Raw genomic sequence first — 15,331 nt, forward strand, 5'->3', positions numbered from 1 at the left:
ATGAAGGGTCGGAATAGAGACCAATCTATCCTCCCGCCTCTAGGAAACCGCGCATCCGCTCAAGCGCTTCCTCGACCGTCCGCTGCGTCCCAGCGTAGCTGAACCGCACATAGCCGTTTCCGTCGGTTCGGTCGAAGTCCACGCCCGGCGTGGCGGCCACGCCGGCGCGGTCCAGCATGGTCAGGCAAAAATCCATGGCATCATTGGAGAATTTGCCTATGCCGGCATAGGCGTAGAAGGCCCCGTCGCTGTCATGGGGCAAGTCGAAGCCCAGTTCACGCAGCCCCTGCCCCAACAAGACGCGGTTCCGCGCATAGGCGGCCTTCTGTGCCTCGGCATAATCACGCTCCCTCAAGGCGACGGTCGCCGCAATCTGGCTCAGCGTCGGGGCGGAGATGAACAGGTTCTGCTGCAAAATTTCGGCGCGGCGGATCAGGTCTTCAGGCAATACCATCCAGCCGATGCGCCACCCGGTCATGCAGTAATATTTCGAGAAGCTGTTGATGATTATCGCATCGCGCGTCAGCTCCAATGCGCTGACCGAGGGGCCACGATAGTCCAGCCCGTGATAGATCTCGTCGGAAATGAACGTCACCCCCAACCGGGCGCAAGTTGCGACGATGTCGGCCAATTGTTCACGGTCCACCGCCGCGCCGGTCGGATTGGCCGGGCTGGCGAATAGCAGCCCCTCAAAGGGCTGTTTCGCATGCGCAGCGGCAATCTGGGCGCCAGTCAGTCGCCAGTCATTGGCCGCGCCCACCGGAATTTCTGCGATCCGGAAGCCGAGGCCCAGAATGGTGTTTACATAGGCCGGATAGCCGGGCCGGGTTACCGCGATCCGCGCTCCAGGCCGGAATGCTGTGTGAAAAGCCAGGATGAACCCCGCCGACGACCCCATCGTCGCGACGATCAGATCCGGATCGATAGCGACCGCATATTGTTGTTCATAATGGCAGGCCAGGCCCCGCCTCAGGCTGTCGAGTCCCTTGGCATTGGTATAGCCCTGCGGCTCCGGCAGCGCTTGCGCCACCGCTTCCAGCACCCGCGGCGCCGGCGGCGCCCCCGGCTCACCCACTTCCAGGCGGCAAATGCCGCGTCCTTGCCCCTCAAGTGACTTGGCGCGCTTAAGAATATCCATCGCGAAAAAGGGCAATAGCCCATCGGCAGAATTGGTCATGCGCGCTCCGTCTTTGCTTTCGGAGGTAACCCGAACCGCGCTGGCGCTCAACTAGAATTGACCCGCGCGGAAAGACCGCCGCAAGCCGTGGGTGCTACGCTCGCCCATGTCTGCTAGACAACAGCCAACCGACTCGCCTGGAGCACCTCAATGAATCGCCTCGCCATCGTTCTGGCCGCTATCGCCGGTATTCTCGCCGGTGCCCTGGGCTACAGTCTCTTCAGTCAGCCAGGGCAGGAAACCGATATTGCCGCGGTAAGGGCCATAGCCGAGCAGGTCTATGAGGAAAGGTCCGCGCTCGCGGCCGCCGCGCCCCAAAAAATGGACACCGCCGCCATCGACCCGGCCGTTCTCAATCCGATGATCGAGCAATTCCTGCTTAACGACCCCAAAGTGCTTCAGCGCGTCTCGACCGCGCTCGAGGAAACGCTGCGCGCCGAAGAGGCCGTAAGGTCGGAAACGGCCCTGAGCGAGTTCCACGACCAGATTTTCAATGCGCCGGGCCAGGTCGTGCTGGGCAATCCAGACGGCGACGTCACGCTGGTGGAATTCTTCGACTACAATTGCGGCTATTGCCGTGCAGCTCTTCCGGACATGGCGGCGCTACTGGCCGAGGATCCCAACCTTAAGATAGTTCTCAAGGAATTCCCAATCCTCTCCAACGAATCCATAGACGCCGCGCGCATCGCTGTTCTGGTGGGCGAAAGTGATGCAAACTATTGGGATTTTCATTCGGCGCTTTTCACCAGTCGCGGCAAGGTCGACAAGGCGATGGCGCTCGCCGCCGCTCAGGACCTCGGCCTGTCACCCGTCGAACTGGAACTGCAGATGGGTGAGCCGCGCGTCGCCCAAACTATTCAGGCCTCTTACGAAATTGCCCAGGCGCTCGGCATTACCGGCACCCCCACCTATATTATCGGCAATGAGATCATTCCTGGTGCTATCGGCGCCGACGAGCTGCGCGCCCGCATTGCCGATATGCGCGCCTGCGGCAAGACGCGGTGTAGCTGAGCGGTCTCGTCTAGCCTTTTCAGTGCATTTCGTGTAACCGCCCTTGCGCCGGCCGAAAGGGCCGGTGCACAAGGCATGGATCATGACAAAGCGCGTTCTCGTCCTCAACGGCCCGAACCTCAACCTGCTCGGCACACGCGAGCCGGGGACCTATGGCGCCGAAACACTCAAGGACATTGAGACGCTGTGCAAATCGACCGCCGAGGAACTGGGTTTGAGCCTGGATTTCCGGCAGTCCAACCACGAAGGTGAGCTGGTCACCTGGATTCAGGACGCCCGCAAGACGGCCGACGGTATCCTGATCAATCCTGCCGCATATTCGCACACATCCGTTGCCATACACGATGCCCTCAGGGCCGTGAGCCTGCCGGTAGCCGAAGTGCATCTGACCAATATCCATCAGCGCGAGGCCTTTCGGCACCATTCCTATGTGTCCACAGTGGCCTTTGGCGTCATTTGCGGCTTTGGCTCGCTTGGATATAGACTGGCCCTCATGGCCTTGGCCGATAAACTCAAATAACGCTTCACAACGGGAAGCCGGGAGACCGACAGAATGACCAAGTCATCGGTGGATCAGGATCTGATCCGCGCTATTGCCGAACTGCTCAACAAGGAAAACCTTGCCGAGATCGAGATCGAGCAAGAAGATCTAAGGGTCCGCGTCACCCGCTCCTATCCGGTCGAGGCGCCAGCCTATGCACCGGCACCGATGCAGTATATGGCGCCGCAGGCTGCCCCCTCGGCCCCCGCAGCTCCTAGCGCGCCGGCCGGCTCCGTTCCTGCGGCAGCGCCAGCAGCTGCCGAAGACCTTGCGTCCAATCCCGGCACCCTGACGTCCCCCATGGTCGGCACCGCCTATCGCTCGCCAGAACCTGGCAAGCCGCCCTTCGTGGATGTCGGCACCAAGGTTTCCGAAGGTCAGACCGTTCTCATCATCGAAGCGATGAAGACTATGAACCAGATTCCGGCGCATCGCTCGGGCACCGTTACCCGCATTCTCGTGGACGATGCTCAGCCGGTTGAATATGGCGAGCCGCTCGTCGTCATCGAGTAAGGGGACGACCATGTTCCATAAGGTTCTGATCGCCAATCGCGGCGAAATTGCCCTGCGTATTCTGCGCGCCTGCAAAGAAATGGGCATCCAGACGGTGGCCGTGCATTCCACGGCCGACGCCAATGCCATGCATGTGCGCCTGGCCGATGAGAGCGTCTGTATCGGCCCCAATGCCGCCAAGGACAGCTACCTCAATATCCCGTCCATCATGGCCGCCTGCGAAATCACTGGCGCCGATGCGGTACACCCTGGCTATGGCTTCCTGTCCGAGAATGCGCGCTTCGCCAAGATTCTGACTGAGCACAATGTGACCTTTATCGGTCCCTCTGCGCATCACATCGAGATCATGGGCGACAAGATAACGGCCAAGAAGACGGCTGTGGAACTAGGCATTCCGGTTGTCCCCGGCTCAGATGGCGCCGTGGAAACCGAGGACGATGCCAAGCGCACCGCCAAGGATATCGGCTATCCTGTGCTGATCAAGGCCACCGCCGGCGGTGGCGGCCGCGGCATGAAGGTAGCCAAGACCGAAAAGGACCTGATTGAGGCCTGGTCCACGGCTCGCACCGAGGCCAAGGCAGCCTTTGGCAATCCCTCGGTCTATATGGAAAAATATCTTGGCAAGCCGCGCCATATCGAGGTGCAGGTACTTGGTGACGGCCAGGGCAATGCCGTGCACCTAGGGGTGCGCGACTGCTCTTTGCAGCGCCGCCACCAGAAGGTCTGGGAAGAAGCCGGCGGCCCCACCATTTCGCCCAAGGAACGGGACGAGATCGGTGAGATCTGTGCTGCTGCCATGCGGAAGCTGAAATATTCCGGCGCCGGCACCATTGAGTTCCTCTATGAAAATGGCGAGTTCTATTTCATCGAAATGAACACCCGCCTGCAGGTGGAGCACCCCGTCACCGAGCGCATCACCGGCATCGACATCGTCTATGAGCAGATCAAGGTCGCCTCGGGCGAGAAGCTCTCGATGACCCAGGATCAGGTGCAGTTCTACGGCCACGCCATCGAAGTGCGCATCAATGCCGAGGACCCGCAGACTTTTGCACCCTCGCCCGGCACGATCACCTTCTATCACCCCGCCGGCGGTGTGGGCGTCCGCGTCGACTCGGCGGTCTATCAGGGCTACAAAATCCCCCCCTATTACGATTCCCTGATCGGCAAGCTGATCGTTTACGGCCGCACCCGCGAAGAATGTTTGAAGCGCCTCAGCCGCGCTGTGGACGAATTCGTGGTCGATGGGGTCAAAACCACCCTGCCTCTGTTCCAGCGTCTCATCAAGGAGCCGGACATTCTCGCGGGCAATTACGACATCCACTGGCTGGAAAAATTCCTGGCCGCGAACAAGGTATAGTATTGAGGGGCGCGAAGGCGCCCCTTATCTTTTTGACACATGGCCCGCCAATCCGATCCCTTCGCCGTAGAAATCACACCCGAGTTGATAGTGCGCGCCTATCGCGCCGGTATCTTTCCTATGGCCGAGGATGCCGCTGACACGGACCTGTTTTGGGTCAGCCCGGACCTGCGTGGCATCATGCCCCTCGATAGCTTCCACGCCAGCAAGAGCTTGCGCAAAGCCATGCGCAAATCGGGCTGGACCATTCGCGTCGATACCGATTGGGAGGGCATTATCGAAGGATGTGCCACGGCCGGCAGTGATCGGCAGACCACCTGGATCAATGGCACCATCCGCGCCGTCTATGGCGAGCTCTTTCGCCGTGGTGTCGCCCACACGGTGGAGATTTGGGATAAGGCAGAGCTTGTCGGTGGCCTCTATGGTCTGTCCATCGGCGCGGCTTTTTTCGGCGAATCCATGTTTCATCGTCGCACCGACGCCTCCAAGATGGCCATGGCCCATCTGGTGGAGCGTTTGAATGCTGGCGGCTATGAACTCCTCGATACCCAATTCCTCACTGATCACCTTGCCTCGCTCGGGGGCATAGAGATAACACGGGCCGATTATGAAGATCGGCTAGGCCTTGCCCTGGAAAAGCAGGGAGACTGGCAGGCCTGGGACCACCGATGACCAAACCCTTCTCCCTTCCCGAAAGCTTCTCGCCCCTGCGCGACCTCGAATGGGCGCCCGTCACGGTGGGTGAGTCCGGCGCACAGGTCTGGCGCATCGCCCTTGGCGACGGCAATGCGGTTTTCCTCAAGTCCGAGCCGCGGCACCCGCTGGCGGAATTACCCGGCGAGATCGAGCGGCTGAACTGGCTTTCGAGCATGGGCTTCAAGGCACCTCGCGTGGTGGATGCCGAACAGGACCACGAGCGTCTTTGGCTATTGATGAGCGCCGTGCCTGGCAGCGACTTGACGCATTATCTCGACCAGCCGGACACTTTTGTCCGCGCCTATGCACAGGGCCTCAAGCGCCTCCATGCGCTCGACACCACCACCTGCCCTTTCGATCACGGCCTCGATGCCCGCATCGCCGAGGCGGAAGCTCGCCTCGCTGCCAACCTCGTCGATGAAGACGATTTCGACACCGAACGCCAAGGCTGGACCGGTCAGCAGGTGCTCGATTGGCTCAGAGCGAACCGCCCTGCGCCTGGTCAACTGATCGTTACGCATGGTGACGCCTCGACGCCCAATATCCTGGCCCAGGACGGTCGCTTTTCCGGCATGGTTGATTGCGGCCGGCTCGGCCTGGCCGATGTCTGGCAGGACCTGGCTTTGGCATGCCGGAGCATCGCGTTCAATATCGGCCGCGAGCACATTGCCCCCTTCCTCGCCGCCTATGGCGCCGATTGGGACGACGCGAAATATCGCTACTACTGCACCCTCGACGAGATGTTCTGACGATCAGTCCCTGAGCTTGAACGCCAGGGTCGTCACCCACTCATCCATATTCGGCACCTCCGCCGGATCGCTCTCATAGAGCTCCAGCCGACACGCAAAATGCTCGCCGTCGGGCCTTGCTTCCATGTCGAAGTCCTGCCCGGTCAGGCGCGACCATCCGATCAGCATACCGGTGACAGTAATCAACGCGTCGGGGTGCCCGTGCCAGCTCACCCCCATAAAACGGCCAGCGGGTAAGGTTCCAACCTTGACATCACCCTCCTCCGGTCCGGCCGTATCGACTGCAATACCCGCCTCGACGTCCAGCGTCGTTTCCATGTCGATGCGCCGGTAACTATAAAAGGCTGGGCCCACTGGATTCAGCCCATGCTTTTCAAGATAGGCAAAAAGCTGCGGGAACCCTTCTTCGGCCGGTCTTTGCATCTGCTGCATCGTCACAGTGAAGGGCACATAAATATAGCTCTGCGCAGAGCGGTGTTCGGTCTTTGGCAATGTCATCATGATCCAGTCTCCTCCTTGTCAGTCAAGTTGCGCGCCGCCGGTGGTATTGGCCAGCGTGGCGGTCATGCTCGAAGCCAAATCGCTCGCCAGCAAAACCGCCGCATCGGCAACCTGGCCCAGCGACGCAATCCGCCGCAGCGGAGTGTCCTTGGCATATTCTCTATGCAGGTCGTCAAAACTGATGCCCTTTTCGCGCGCATGGATAAGCCATGCCTCGCGTACACCAGGGGCGTCAGGCGATCCGGGCGACCTGACCCAGCAGCACCGGACGCCCTTGGGACCATTCTCGACGGCAAGGTGGCGCAAAAAATGCTCGACCGCGGCGCAGGCAATACCGAAACCACCCATTTCGGAATATGCCTCGCGCGCCGCATTTGCCGTGACGCCCAAAATAACGCCACCACCATTGTCGCCCATATGCCGAGCCATGAGCCCGCCAATATTGAGCCAGGACTTAAGCCCGCGTTCGACCGGCATGATGAAACGTTGATAGCTCATGTCCGAGAGTTTCTGGCCCTGCGCATCGCCCCAGTCGATGGCGCTGAAGGCGATCTTGATCGGACCGCTTTTCGCTATAGCTGTATCGAGATGACTGGCCAGCGCGTCAGGGTTCAGCGCGTCGGCCAGCCCAATATGGGCAATCCCCCCAGCGGTTCGGATATCGGCCGCCACAGCCTCCAACGGCGCACGGCGGCGGCCGACCACATGCACGATCGCCCCTTCCCGTGCAAAAGCGCGCGCCACCGCGCCGCCCACCGCACCACTGCCGCCATAGACCACGGCGACCCTGTCCTTGAGTAGCATTATCTACCTCCCGGTCATCCCAAGACTTATCAATCTTGCGACGAGGGAGGATCGGCTGGTCAGACAGGCCCTGGAAAATTATCTTTCGGAAGGCGGCGGCACATTGGTGGACGTCTTGCACTCGATCAGCCAGACGTCATAGACGGCGTGGTCCACGGCATTGAGCGCCGGGCTGTCGGCAAACATCCAGCCCGTGAAGATGCGCTCCGCAGTTCCCTCAAGGCTCATCTGATTGACCTCGATAAAGGCAGACGTGCGCTGCAGCGTATCGCTGCTGGGCCGGTCGTAGCAAGCGCGCGGCGTGATTTCGAGCGCCCCGAAAAGTACCGTCTCATCGATATACACGTCGAAACGGGTAATGCGGCCCGTTATCTTGTCGAGTCCGGCAAAAGTCGCCACCGGATTGGCCACCGGCTGCGCCTGCACCGCTGGAGCAGAGGCCAAAACGGCCGCCATGAGAAGCGGCCGCACACCGAGTTGGAAGAAAGATCGCAAGCCTGGAACCCTTATTCGGGCGACCAGGCCTGGTAATCGCCGGTTACACGCGGACGCTCGCCCTTGCTGAGCAGGCTGCCATCGGGACGATAGGCCGCCGCAGTGCCGGTCAGGTTCGGCTGATGCGGCTTTTCCCAGGCGCGCGGCTCATATTTGGCATTTGCGGGCACAACGTCGGAGCGGCGATGCATCCAGCCGTGCCAGCCCGGAGGAATGGAGGACGCATCGGCAAAGCCCCCGGCATAGGTCACATAGCGTCTATTGGCCTTCCGGTCCTGGTAGTAGCGATTGCCAAATTCGTCCGAGCCGACATAGTCGCCGAAGCGACGGATCCAGAGGCGTGTGCCCCAGGTGTTGCCGCCCCACCAGGCGAAGATTTCGGACAGGAACTGCTTGATACCGGATTGGGCCAATTTTCGATTCCGCATATTTGGCGTCGATTTGCCGGTCGGTTTAGCATGGGTGACCTGCCGAGCCTAGACCGAATTGAGGTCTAGCGCGATAAGCCCGCCCTGCGCGGAACAGCTCTGGATGGTCAATATCGGCGGTCACTAGCAGCGTCACAGGCCCTAGCGGCCCAACAGCAGATCGCGCGCCTCATTGATCTTGGCCGCCAGAAATTCCGAGCCGCCCCGGTCCGGATGCACCCCTTTCATCAATTCGCGATGCGCAACCTTGATGTCTTCGTCGCTTGCTCCCGGTTCGAGCCCGAGAACCGCATATGCCTCGGCAACCGGGTCCCGCGCCGCGCCATTCGGGGCATATCCGTCACCGCCACCGGCATCCTGCTCGGCAAAATAATCGCGCCAGCCCGCCCGGTTGGTATCGAGCCAGCTTTCCAGCAGATTGATGCTTTCCGCGTCATGCCCGATTTCCGCTATCAGCGCACGTGTTTCGGCCTCACCCAGATCCATCAGGTCCCAACCGGCAAATTGACCGTCAAGCACCCGACCGCCCAATTCGCCGGTGTCGTGATCCAGCTCCATGGCAAGATAGCGGCTGCGAACCTTGGAGACATTGCTCGGTCCCCCGCCAATGCTATCGAAGGAAAATTGGCCGAGCCGCCCCCGTAGGAGCACCGAAGCGGCCACGGCCCCCAGGATCATGGCGATATCGATCCGTCGGAACAATAGCGCCGCCGCCGCAGCCAGTCCGGCCCCGCCGCCGATGATCCAGCGCAGGCCTCTGACCACGATGCGCCGATCCAAATTTCTTAGGGCATAGCCCAGCCAGAGAAGGCCGAGCAGTCCAAAAGCGCCAAGAAAAATCCAGCTCATCGTCCCTCGATTTGAGTGAGTAGGGCTCGGGCGGCGCCGCTCGACTGCAGTCTCAGATGTGCCTGCCCGCCACTGGCATAGGCAGCAACGGCCTTGAGAAGGTCCGCCAATTGCTGCGGTGCCGAGCTGTCGAAACGCGCATAGGCACCCTTGGAAAGCCGTGCAAATTCACGGAATGCGGCTTCCACCCGGCTGTCATGCCCTTCCTGAAACACAAAAAGCGGCAGGCCCAATAGCCCCAGCTCTCCCGCCTTGGCACAAAGCTCGTCCACGTTCTCCTCGATCGCGTCTCCAACATAGATCGCGGCGTGAATGCGCCTCTTCTTATGTTCGTCCCGCGCGTGAGCAAACACTCTGCCGATCTGCGTATTGCCACCTTGGCACGAAATGGTGCTCATCAGCCGCGCCAACGCTTTGGCATCGAGAACCCATTTTGAGGCCCGGCATTCGCCCAGCCCGCGAAAATAGATCAATTGCACCTGCAAGGCCGCGTCTTTGGGTATGGCATCGAACATGCCCGCCTGCAGCGACACGGCCATGTCCCAGGTCGGCTGCCGACTCATCGTTGCGTCCATGCCGAACAAGAGCCTGCCATCCCCGGCGGCGTTGGGCCGCGCCAGCCGTCCCACCTTCTTGACGAAGGCAGCGACCTCGTTCCTGACCTCTCCCTTCGGCGTCACGGCTGCGTGCCGGGCCGGATTCTTCTCACTCATAAAACCAATATGTGACCGCGCATGCCTCCGGGCAAGGCAGGCCGCCACCGCGCCGATAAATTTCGCTTGTCTGCGTCGAAAACCGGGCGCCTCATCCGTCGTGCAGGTGAATTCCTGCAAGGAGGACTGTCCAAATGGAACGAAACTATGGCTGGGTGATCGTCGGCGCAGGTGCCGTGATCAGCTGTTTGGCAATGGGCGCCATGTTCGCGCTTCCTGTCTATCTGCAACCCATTGGTGACGAAACCGGCTGGACGCGTGCCGGCATCTCCGGAGCCATGACCGTGGGCTTCATCGTCATGGGCGTGGCCGGCTTTTTCTGGGGCACTCTGACGGACCGGATCGGCGCTCGGCCCGTTGTCCTGACCGCTGCAGCCATGCTTGGTCTTGGTCTGTTCATCGCCAGCCGCGCAACGGACCTGCTGATCTTCCAGATTGCCTATGGCGGCCTGGTGGGTGCGTCCGGCGGCGCCTTTTTTGCGCCCTTGATCGCCACGACGCTTGGCTGGTTCGATAAGCATCGAAGCTTGGCCGTTTCGCTGGTTTCGCTCGGCGCGGGCATCGCCCCGATGACCATGACCCCATTGGCCACGGTCCTTATCGGAAATTTCGGCTGGCGCGATGCCATGATGATGACGGCCGTTGCCGCCACCGTTCTCATTATTCCAGCCGCCTTCCTCATTCGCAAGGCACCGGAAGTCCTGGCCGATGCTCCTACGCCCGGCAGCGATGTGGCACCGGCCCAAACGCCGCCCAGCACCATCGCAACAATCTTCCGCACACCCCAATTCATCGTGCTGGCGGCGGTGTTCTTCCTCTGCTGCGGGGCCCATTCCGGGCCGATCTTCCACACGGTGAGCTACGCCATGCTCTGTGGCGCCTCCTCTCTGGCCGCGGCCAGCATCTATAGCGTGGAAGGGTTCGCTGGGCTTTTCGGCCGGGTCTTCTTCGGCATGCTGGCCGACAGGATCGGCGTCAAGCGCGTGATCGTCGGCGGTCTCCTGCTGCAGGCGGCGGGCATCTACAGCTATATCTATGTGAGTGAATTGACCCACTTCTATCTTCTGGCGGTGGTGCTTGGCCTGGTCTATGGGGGCGTCATGCCCCTCTACTCGGTCCTCGCCCGCGACTATTTCGGTCCAAAGGTAATGGGCACGGTGCTCGGTGGCATCACCATGACATCGGCTATCGGCATGGCTTTCGGACCGGTTGGCGGCGGCTATCTTTTCGATACCTTCGGCGACTATCACTGGCTTTATATCGCCTCGGCAGCCATTGGCCTGGCCGCAGCCATGCTGGCCCTGGCTTTTCCTCCCAAAACCCAGGATGAAACGCCAACAGATGCGGTCCCCGCGTAACGCCTTGGCTACCGATCAGGCGGGACTGACCACCTCGGCCCCGCCGCCTTCTTCATCATCATCCCTACCCTTGGCATAAGCTGCGGACAGCTCGCGATAATAGCGCGAGTTGAAAGCCAGGATCGTGACCAGAAGCCCAACCAGTCCGGCCACGGTAAAGACCAGCGCCATACCGCGATCAGGGCCCGTTCCGAACCAGCCGCCAATAGCGTCGGCCCCGACCCCATCCGTCATGAACGGGATCACGACGAATTGCGTCAGCGGCCCGATGAGAAATGCCGTCAGTGGCGACGCCGATTGCTCGACCGACTGGGCGAACCCGAAGACGCGGCCTTGCCGCTCCAGCGGCACAACCTTTTGCAAAGTCGTGTGCTCCGCGGCCTCTGCATATGGACCCAGCAGCATCCAGACAAAGCAGCCCGCCGCCAAAAGCCAGAACGAAGACTGAATTGTAAAAACGCAGCACACCGACCAGGTGATCACATTGACGAGCAGCAGCGTTCGCAGCGGGTTCTTTCCCAGACCAGTCTTGGAAATGATGATACCGCTCAAGATGAACGCGGTCGACAGCACACCAAATGTCAGTCCCCAGATCTCGACCGGCACCAGCGACAGGCCATAGGCGTCGAGCAGCGCCATGAAAACGCCGCCCAGAAAATTGTTGAAGCAGGCGAAAAAAATCAGCGCAAACAAGCCTGGCACGGCGGCCACTACCCGGATCGTCCCTGCAATGTCCACGCGCTTGGGCTCGGGCGGCACATTCGGATCGGCTGCAGCCCTGCCTTCATCAATGCGCACAAGGCTAAGATGCAGGAAGGCTAGGCCCGTCGAAATCAGGGCGAGCACCATCACGCCAAACATGCCGGCATAGGCCACCAGAAAGCCCGAAATTACCGAAGTGGTCAAAAAACCGATACCGGTGACCATGCCGACAAGACCATTGGCCTTGTCCCGCGCATCGGCCGGAATAAGGATGGTCACCAGCGTGGGCAGAGCGATCGAGCGGATGTTGCCGGCAATAACACCCAGCATGACCAGAAGCACGAAACCCCACAGATACCAGCCATAGGGATTTCGGAAGGCGCCTTCGGGCTCCGCCAGCAGCATCACCAAGGCAAGAACATAGAAGACCGCCGAGGCAACGCTGGACGCCAGCATGGCATGCTTTTTGGCGTTGTGATCGACGATCGAGCCGAACCAGAACCCGAATCCGGCAGTGAAAACCAGATAGAAACCGGCGATCATGCCGGTGGCAAAAACCGATTGTGTTTCCAGGAACACCCAGAAGGTTATGGCAAACCACACCGTGAAATTAGTGATATTGGCAACGAGATTATTCGCGAGAATCTGATGAAACGGCTTCATGGTCTGAGGTCCAGTTCTGGTTGCCGTTGGTCAGTTGTACTGCAGGTAAGAGGGCCTCTCAACGCCTACCAAGGCGCCGGGACAGTCTGCGTCAGGAGACTACGTGTCGATTTTCACGGGGTAGCTGTGATGCTCATGGGCAACCATCCACTGACCTCCCTCCTTGCGAAGACCCACACTGAGCCGAAGCGCACTGCCATAGATCGTCAGAATGGCCGTGACGAACGCCACCCGGTCTCCAGCGGTTACGCGCATGTCCCGAATGTTGAACGAGTTCGGTCCACCCTTGGAATACTGGAAGAACAGATCCCATGTGGCCCGATAGGCCTCCATACCATTGCTTTGCAGAGGTTCAGGGACATCGAACATCACGATGTCCTCTGTGTGCCTGGCCAGAATTCGCGGCATGTCCACCTCTCTGACGGCTCGCGCCCAGTTTTCTAGCAATTCACGTATTTGCGTTTCATCTGTGTCCATGGGGGTGCTCCATTCTATCCGCATGGATACGACGGCCAACGCGTCCACGCTTCGACATGACTGGCACCAGGACGTCATACGTCCTGCGCCAATTCCCACACATGGCCGGACGGATCCCTAAAGGCTGCGGTGCGCCGGCCCCAGGGCCTGTTCACCGGCCCATTCAGCAGATCTATCCCGAGCTGTGCGAGGCGCGCGCATTCCACATCCACATCCGCGACCTTGATCGTGAGCAGTGCCCGTACCCCATGCCGCGCCGGCTGCAGCGGCTCGACGAGCTCGGGCGCTTGGCTCTCTTCAAGCAGATTGATCATCGCACCCGACAAGCCAAGCACCGCCGAGACATCGTCGAAATAGACGACCTCGACTGCAAAGACCTTGGCATAGAAGGCTTTCGCCACCGCTATGTCATGGACGAACAGCGTGACGACTTCGAGATTGTTAAGCGGCATTCGTGGTCCTCCGGAGCTATGCCCTGACGACGAACGAACCGCTCTCAATTTGACATGGCAGCCATCGGCGACGCACCAACGGCCATTTACCATTCATAAAGCATCGGCGCGCAGGCTCAGTACTGCTCATCCCATCAAGGAGTGCCAGATGCACGAGGAAGTCCAGCGCCGCGCTTATGCGATGTGGGAGGCCGACGGCCGCCCGGAAGGTCAGGATCAGACCTATTGGTTCAAGGCTGTTGCGGAACTGGCCAGTGAAGCGGCCAAGTCGATTAAACCGCCGCGCAAGCGCACGCCGCGCGCCACCAAGGCAAAGAAGGTCGCCTGAGCAGGTCCGGGCGCTATGGCCGCGGCACTCACCATTGTCGCGGCCAATACAGATCGTCGGCAAAGTCGGCCGGGATAGTCTGCATGCGGATCAGCGCCTCTGCAGCGAGTTCGATCTGTCGGCACAATTGTTGGACGTTTTCCGGCACTGGCCGGCCCGTCACATATTCGCGCATCTGCCATTCGTCGAGATGAAGCAGTGTCTTGCGGCGCCGTGCCTCCGCCTCCACCGCATTTGGACGTATGGTGGCCCCCTCTTCAGCGACCCCGACCGGCTCACTCCATTCACGTCGCTCACCGACGACTGCAAAGCGCATCTTCTGTTGCATCCCAAGCCGCAGAACTGCCTGCGCGGCCAAGTCACAACCATAGCCGCCACAGAGTTACAAAACCGCAAAGAACGGCCTTGGCCACGCGAAACGCCATGCTAGATATACAATCATGAGCATCCTTTACCTCATGGCCGCCGAGCCCGAATTCGGACCGCATCTTCGCGCCCGTATCCAACCGGGCATGATCGGCGTTGGGCCGGTGGAAGCGGCGGTCAACACCACGCGCATGCTTGCGGCCCGGGCCCACGACCTGCCGACATTGGTGGTGTCACTGGGTTCGGCAGGTTCGCGCCGCCTTGAGCAGTGCGGTGTCTATCAGGCGAGCTCCGTATCCTACCGCGATATGGACGCCTCGCCCCTGGGTTTTCCCAAAGGCGTTACGCCGCTGAGCGACTTTCCGGCGACACTTCCCCTGGCCCCGGCCGTTCCCGGGCTCCGTCAGGCCAGCTTGTCAACCGGCGCCAATGTTGTGTCCGGGGCTGCCTATGATGCGGTGACCGAAGATATGGTGGATATGGAGACCTTTGCCATTTTGCGCGCCTGCCAGAGCTTTGGTGTACCCTTGCTGGCTCTGCGCGGCATCTCCGACGGCAAGGCCGAGGTGACCAAAATGGCCGACTGGACACAATATCTGCACATTATCGATGAGCGTCTTGCCGCCGCCGTGGACCTGATCGAAGCGCACCACGCGCGCCGCATTTGACCCTATTTTCCGCTATTCTTCTTGTCTCGGCGCGAGCGCTGCCACTTTGTCCACCAGCGGCCACCCCTCAATACGGCCGAATTCACCGGCCCCTGCAGGAAAATCAGGTCGACCGCCAACAGCAATAGCCCAAGGGGCAGCATCCATATGCCCAGCACGGGAAGAAAGCTGAAAATACCGCCCAGCACCAGCAACACGCCGAGGGGAATGCGCAACCAGCGCGCTCCGGGTCGCCGCAGCCGGGCCAGCCAGCCGGCCGCCAAACCCGGAATACGGCGCTCCAGGCGGTCGAACAGGCGATTCAGGCGATCAGTGCTTTTGCTCATGCGGTTCCCTTCCATCTCATCTAGATGGCGCTGCCATGCGGCAGTTCAAGGGCGCTGAATTGCGGTCTGAGCGGCGGCAGGACTTGGTTAACCCTATCGCTCAGTCCTTCCTTAAGCCTGAGCGCGCATTTTCTGGAAAGCACTCTTTTTCTACCCC

At 60.6% G+C, this 15,331-nt stretch carries 21 protein-coding genes; 9 read left to right on the forward strand and 12 right to left on the reverse strand.

All coding sequences use genetic code 11. From position 1 onward, the window contains the following. Positions 1–25: 25 nt before the first annotated feature. A complete protein-coding gene (locus V8Z65_RS08635; protein ID WP_338723809.1) occupies positions 26–1,177 on the reverse strand; it encodes an aminotransferase class I/II-fold pyridoxal phosphate-dependent enzyme in 1,152 nt (383 codons plus the stop codon). Positions 1,178–1,327: 150 nt separating this feature from the next. Between V8Z65_RS08635 and V8Z65_RS08640 the strand changes: the two genes are divergently transcribed. The 6 genes from V8Z65_RS08640 to V8Z65_RS08665 all read left to right on the forward strand — a co-directional run bounded on the left by V8Z65_RS08640 (position 1,328) and on the right by V8Z65_RS08665 (position 6,044). Next, the gene (locus tag V8Z65_RS08640) at positions 1,328–2,188 is read left to right on the forward strand and encodes a DsbA family protein (protein WP_338723810.1); all 861 of its coding nucleotides are present in this window, start codon (positions 1,328–1,330) and stop codon (positions 2,186–2,188) included. A gap of 82 nt (positions 2,189–2,270) precedes the next feature. Next, the gene (gene aroQ, locus V8Z65_RS08645) at positions 2,271–2,708 is read left to right on the forward strand and encodes a type II 3-dehydroquinate dehydratase (RefSeq protein WP_338723812.1); all 438 of its coding nucleotides are present in this window, start codon (positions 2,271–2,273) and stop codon (positions 2,706–2,708) included. A 33-nt stretch (positions 2,709–2,741) separates the two neighbouring features. Beyond that, the gene (gene accB / locus V8Z65_RS08650; protein WP_338723814.1) at positions 2,742–3,242 is read left to right on the forward strand and encodes an acetyl-CoA carboxylase biotin carboxyl carrier protein; all 501 of its coding nucleotides are present in this window, start codon (positions 2,742–2,744) and stop codon (positions 3,240–3,242) included. 10 nt (positions 3,243–3,252) lie between these two features. Then, a complete protein-coding gene (gene accC / locus V8Z65_RS08655; RefSeq protein WP_338723815.1) occupies positions 3,253–4,599 on the forward strand; it encodes an acetyl-CoA carboxylase biotin carboxylase subunit in 1,347 nt (448 codons plus the stop codon). A 39-nt stretch (positions 4,600–4,638) separates the two neighbouring features. Beyond that, positions 4,639–5,271 (forward strand): leucyl/phenylalanyl-tRNA--protein transferase, encoded by a 633-nt coding sequence (gene aat / locus V8Z65_RS08660; RefSeq protein WP_338723816.1) that lies wholly within the window; start codon positions 4,639–4,641, stop codon positions 5,269–5,271. Further along, positions 5,268–6,044 carry an APH(3') family aminoglycoside O-phosphotransferase gene (locus tag V8Z65_RS08665; RefSeq protein WP_338723817.1) on the forward strand — a complete coding sequence of 259 codons (777 nt, stop codon included), beginning with the start codon at positions 5,268–5,270 and terminating at the stop codon, positions 6,042–6,044. The genes aat and V8Z65_RS08665 overlap by 4 nt, the downstream gene beginning before the upstream one ends. A gap of 3 nt (positions 6,045–6,047) precedes the next feature. On the opposite strand, the gene V8Z65_RS08670 is transcribed toward V8Z65_RS08665, so the two are convergent. From V8Z65_RS08670 to V8Z65_RS08695, 6 genes are all read right to left on the reverse strand, one after another. After that, complete coding sequence (locus V8Z65_RS08670; RefSeq protein WP_338723818.1) at positions 6,048–6,545, reverse strand: GyrI-like domain-containing protein; 498 nt, start codon at positions 6,543–6,545, stop codon at positions 6,048–6,050. An 18-nt stretch (positions 6,546–6,563) separates the two neighbouring features. Beyond that, entirely contained in the window at positions 6,564–7,349 is a 786-nt protein-coding gene (locus V8Z65_RS08675; protein WP_338723819.1) for an SDR family oxidoreductase, read from the reverse strand. Between the two features lie 78 nt (positions 7,350–7,427). Then, entirely contained in the window at positions 7,428–7,805 is a 378-nt protein-coding gene (locus tag V8Z65_RS08680; RefSeq protein WP_338723820.1) for a DUF2155 domain-containing protein, read from the reverse strand. A gap of 50 nt (positions 7,806–7,855) precedes the next feature. Continuing rightward, the gene (locus tag V8Z65_RS08685; protein WP_338723991.1) at positions 7,856–8,242 is read right to left on the reverse strand and encodes an NADH:ubiquinone oxidoreductase subunit NDUFA12; all 387 of its coding nucleotides are present in this window, start codon (positions 8,240–8,242) and stop codon (positions 7,856–7,858) included. Between the two features lie 171 nt (positions 8,243–8,413). Further along, entirely contained in the window at positions 8,414–9,121 is a 708-nt protein-coding gene (locus tag V8Z65_RS08690; RefSeq protein WP_338723821.1) for a DnaJ domain-containing protein, read from the reverse strand. After that, positions 9,118–9,834, reverse strand: a complete 717-nt coding sequence (locus V8Z65_RS08695) for a VWA domain-containing protein (RefSeq protein WP_338723822.1) — start codon at positions 9,832–9,834, stop codon at positions 9,118–9,120. The genes V8Z65_RS08690 and V8Z65_RS08695 overlap by 4 nt, the downstream gene beginning before the upstream one ends. Positions 9,835–9,968: 134 nt before the next feature. Between V8Z65_RS08695 and V8Z65_RS08700 the strand changes: the two genes are divergently transcribed. After that, a complete protein-coding gene (locus V8Z65_RS08700) occupies positions 9,969–11,192 on the forward strand; it encodes an MFS transporter (RefSeq protein WP_338723823.1) in 1,224 nt (407 codons plus the stop codon). A gap of 15 nt (positions 11,193–11,207) precedes the next feature. Here V8Z65_RS08700 and V8Z65_RS08705 read toward each other — a convergent pair whose 3' ends face one another. The 3 genes from V8Z65_RS08705 to V8Z65_RS08715 all read right to left on the reverse strand — a co-directional run bounded on the left by V8Z65_RS08705 (position 11,208) and on the right by V8Z65_RS08715 (position 13,486). Further along, positions 11,208–12,557: an MFS transporter gene (locus tag V8Z65_RS08705; protein ID WP_338723824.1), complete on the reverse strand. Its 1,350-nt coding sequence runs from the start codon at positions 12,555–12,557 to the stop codon at positions 11,208–11,210. Positions 12,558–12,656: 99 nt separating this feature from the next. Next, a complete protein-coding gene (locus V8Z65_RS08710) occupies positions 12,657–13,034 on the reverse strand; it encodes a nuclear transport factor 2 family protein (protein WP_338723825.1) in 378 nt (125 codons plus the stop codon). Between the two features lie 74 nt (positions 13,035–13,108). After that, complete coding sequence (locus V8Z65_RS08715; RefSeq protein ID WP_338723827.1) at positions 13,109–13,486, reverse strand: VOC family protein; 378 nt, start codon at positions 13,484–13,486, stop codon at positions 13,109–13,111. Positions 13,487–13,634: 148 nt separating this feature from the next. Here V8Z65_RS08715 and V8Z65_RS08720 point away from each other — a divergent pair, with 148 nt between their 5' ends. Beyond that, the gene (locus tag V8Z65_RS08720; RefSeq protein ID WP_338723829.1) at positions 13,635–13,814 is read left to right on the forward strand and encodes a DUF2934 domain-containing protein; all 180 of its coding nucleotides are present in this window, start codon (positions 13,635–13,637) and stop codon (positions 13,812–13,814) included. 28 nt (positions 13,815–13,842) lie between these two features. Here the strand turns inward: V8Z65_RS08720 and V8Z65_RS08725 are convergent, their stop codons facing one another. Further along, positions 13,843–14,130, reverse strand: coding sequence for a hypothetical protein (locus V8Z65_RS08725; protein ID WP_338723830.1), 288 nt, complete (start codon positions 14,128–14,130; stop codon positions 13,843–13,845). A gap of 124 nt (positions 14,131–14,254) precedes the next feature. On the opposite strand from V8Z65_RS08725, the gene V8Z65_RS08730 reads away from it, so the two are divergent. Next, on the forward strand, positions 14,255–14,848 hold the full coding sequence (locus V8Z65_RS08730) for a 5'-methylthioadenosine/S-adenosylhomocysteine nucleosidase (protein ID WP_338723831.1): 594 nt from the start codon (positions 14,255–14,257) through the stop codon (positions 14,846–14,848). Positions 14,849–14,850: 2 nt separating this feature from the next. Here V8Z65_RS08730 and V8Z65_RS08735 read toward each other — a convergent pair whose 3' ends face one another. Continuing rightward, complete coding sequence (locus V8Z65_RS08735) at positions 14,851–15,174, reverse strand: hypothetical protein (RefSeq protein ID WP_338723833.1); 324 nt, start codon at positions 15,172–15,174, stop codon at positions 14,851–14,853. Positions 15,175–15,331 lie beyond the last annotated feature (157 nt).

The organism is Devosia sp. XK-2 (genome assembly GCF_037113415.1).
Lineage (GTDB): Bacteria > Pseudomonadota > Alphaproteobacteria > Rhizobiales > Devosiaceae > Devosia.

Excerpts from the sequence above, each read along its gene's own strand:
- V8Z65_RS08635 (WP_338723809.1), bottom strand. The coding sequence starts at position 1,177 with ATGACCAATTCTGCCGATGGGCTATTGCCCTTTTTCGCGATGGATATT.
- V8Z65_RS08640 (WP_338723810.1), top strand. The coding sequence starts at position 1,328 with ATGAATCGCCTCGCCATCGTTCTGGCCGCTATCGCCGGTATTCTCGCC.
- aroQ (WP_338723812.1), top strand. The coding sequence starts at position 2,271 with ATGACAAAGCGCGTTCTCGTCCTCAACGGCCCGAACCTCAACCTGCTC.
- accB (WP_338723814.1), top strand. The coding sequence starts at position 2,742 with ATGACCAAGTCATCGGTGGATCAGGATCTGATCCGCGCTATTGCCGAA.
- accC (WP_338723815.1), top strand. The coding sequence starts at position 3,253 with ATGTTCCATAAGGTTCTGATCGCCAATCGCGGCGAAATTGCCCTGCGT.
- aat (WP_338723816.1), top strand. The coding sequence starts at position 4,639 with ATGGCCCGCCAATCCGATCCCTTCGCCGTAGAAATCACACCCGAGTTG.
- V8Z65_RS08665 (WP_338723817.1), top strand. The coding sequence starts at position 5,268 with ATGACCAAACCCTTCTCCCTTCCCGAAAGCTTCTCGCCCCTGCGCGAC.
- V8Z65_RS08670 (WP_338723818.1), bottom strand. The coding sequence starts at position 6,545 with ATGATGACATTGCCAAAGACCGAACACCGCTCTGCGCAGAGCTATATT.
- V8Z65_RS08675 (WP_338723819.1), bottom strand. The coding sequence starts at position 7,349 with ATGCTACTCAAGGACAGGGTCGCCGTGGTCTATGGCGGCAGTGGTGCG.
- V8Z65_RS08680 (WP_338723820.1), bottom strand. The coding sequence starts at position 7,805 with ATGGCGGCCGTTTTGGCCTCTGCTCCAGCGGTGCAGGCGCAGCCGGTG.
- V8Z65_RS08690 (WP_338723821.1), bottom strand. The coding sequence starts at position 9,121 with ATGAGCTGGATTTTTCTTGGCGCTTTTGGACTGCTCGGCCTTCTCTGG.
- V8Z65_RS08695 (WP_338723822.1), bottom strand. The coding sequence starts at position 9,834 with ATGAGTGAGAAGAATCCGGCCCGGCACGCAGCCGTGACGCCGAAGGGA.
- V8Z65_RS08700 (WP_338723823.1), top strand. The coding sequence starts at position 9,969 with ATGGAACGAAACTATGGCTGGGTGATCGTCGGCGCAGGTGCCGTGATC.
- V8Z65_RS08705 (WP_338723824.1), bottom strand. The coding sequence starts at position 12,557 with ATGAAGCCGTTTCATCAGATTCTCGCGAATAATCTCGTTGCCAATATC.
- V8Z65_RS08710 (WP_338723825.1), bottom strand. The coding sequence starts at position 13,034 with ATGGACACAGATGAAACGCAAATACGTGAATTGCTAGAAAACTGGGCG.
- V8Z65_RS08715 (WP_338723827.1), bottom strand. The coding sequence starts at position 13,486 with ATGCCGCTTAACAATCTCGAAGTCGTCACGCTGTTCGTCCATGACATA.
- V8Z65_RS08720 (WP_338723829.1), top strand. The coding sequence starts at position 13,635 with ATGCACGAGGAAGTCCAGCGCCGCGCTTATGCGATGTGGGAGGCCGAC.
- V8Z65_RS08725 (WP_338723830.1), bottom strand. The coding sequence starts at position 14,130 with ATGCGCTTTGCAGTCGTCGGTGAGCGACGTGAATGGAGTGAGCCGGTC.
- V8Z65_RS08730 (WP_338723831.1), top strand. The coding sequence starts at position 14,255 with ATGAGCATCCTTTACCTCATGGCCGCCGAGCCCGAATTCGGACCGCAT.
- V8Z65_RS08735 (WP_338723833.1), bottom strand. The coding sequence starts at position 15,174 with ATGAGCAAAAGCACTGATCGCCTGAATCGCCTGTTCGACCGCCTGGAG.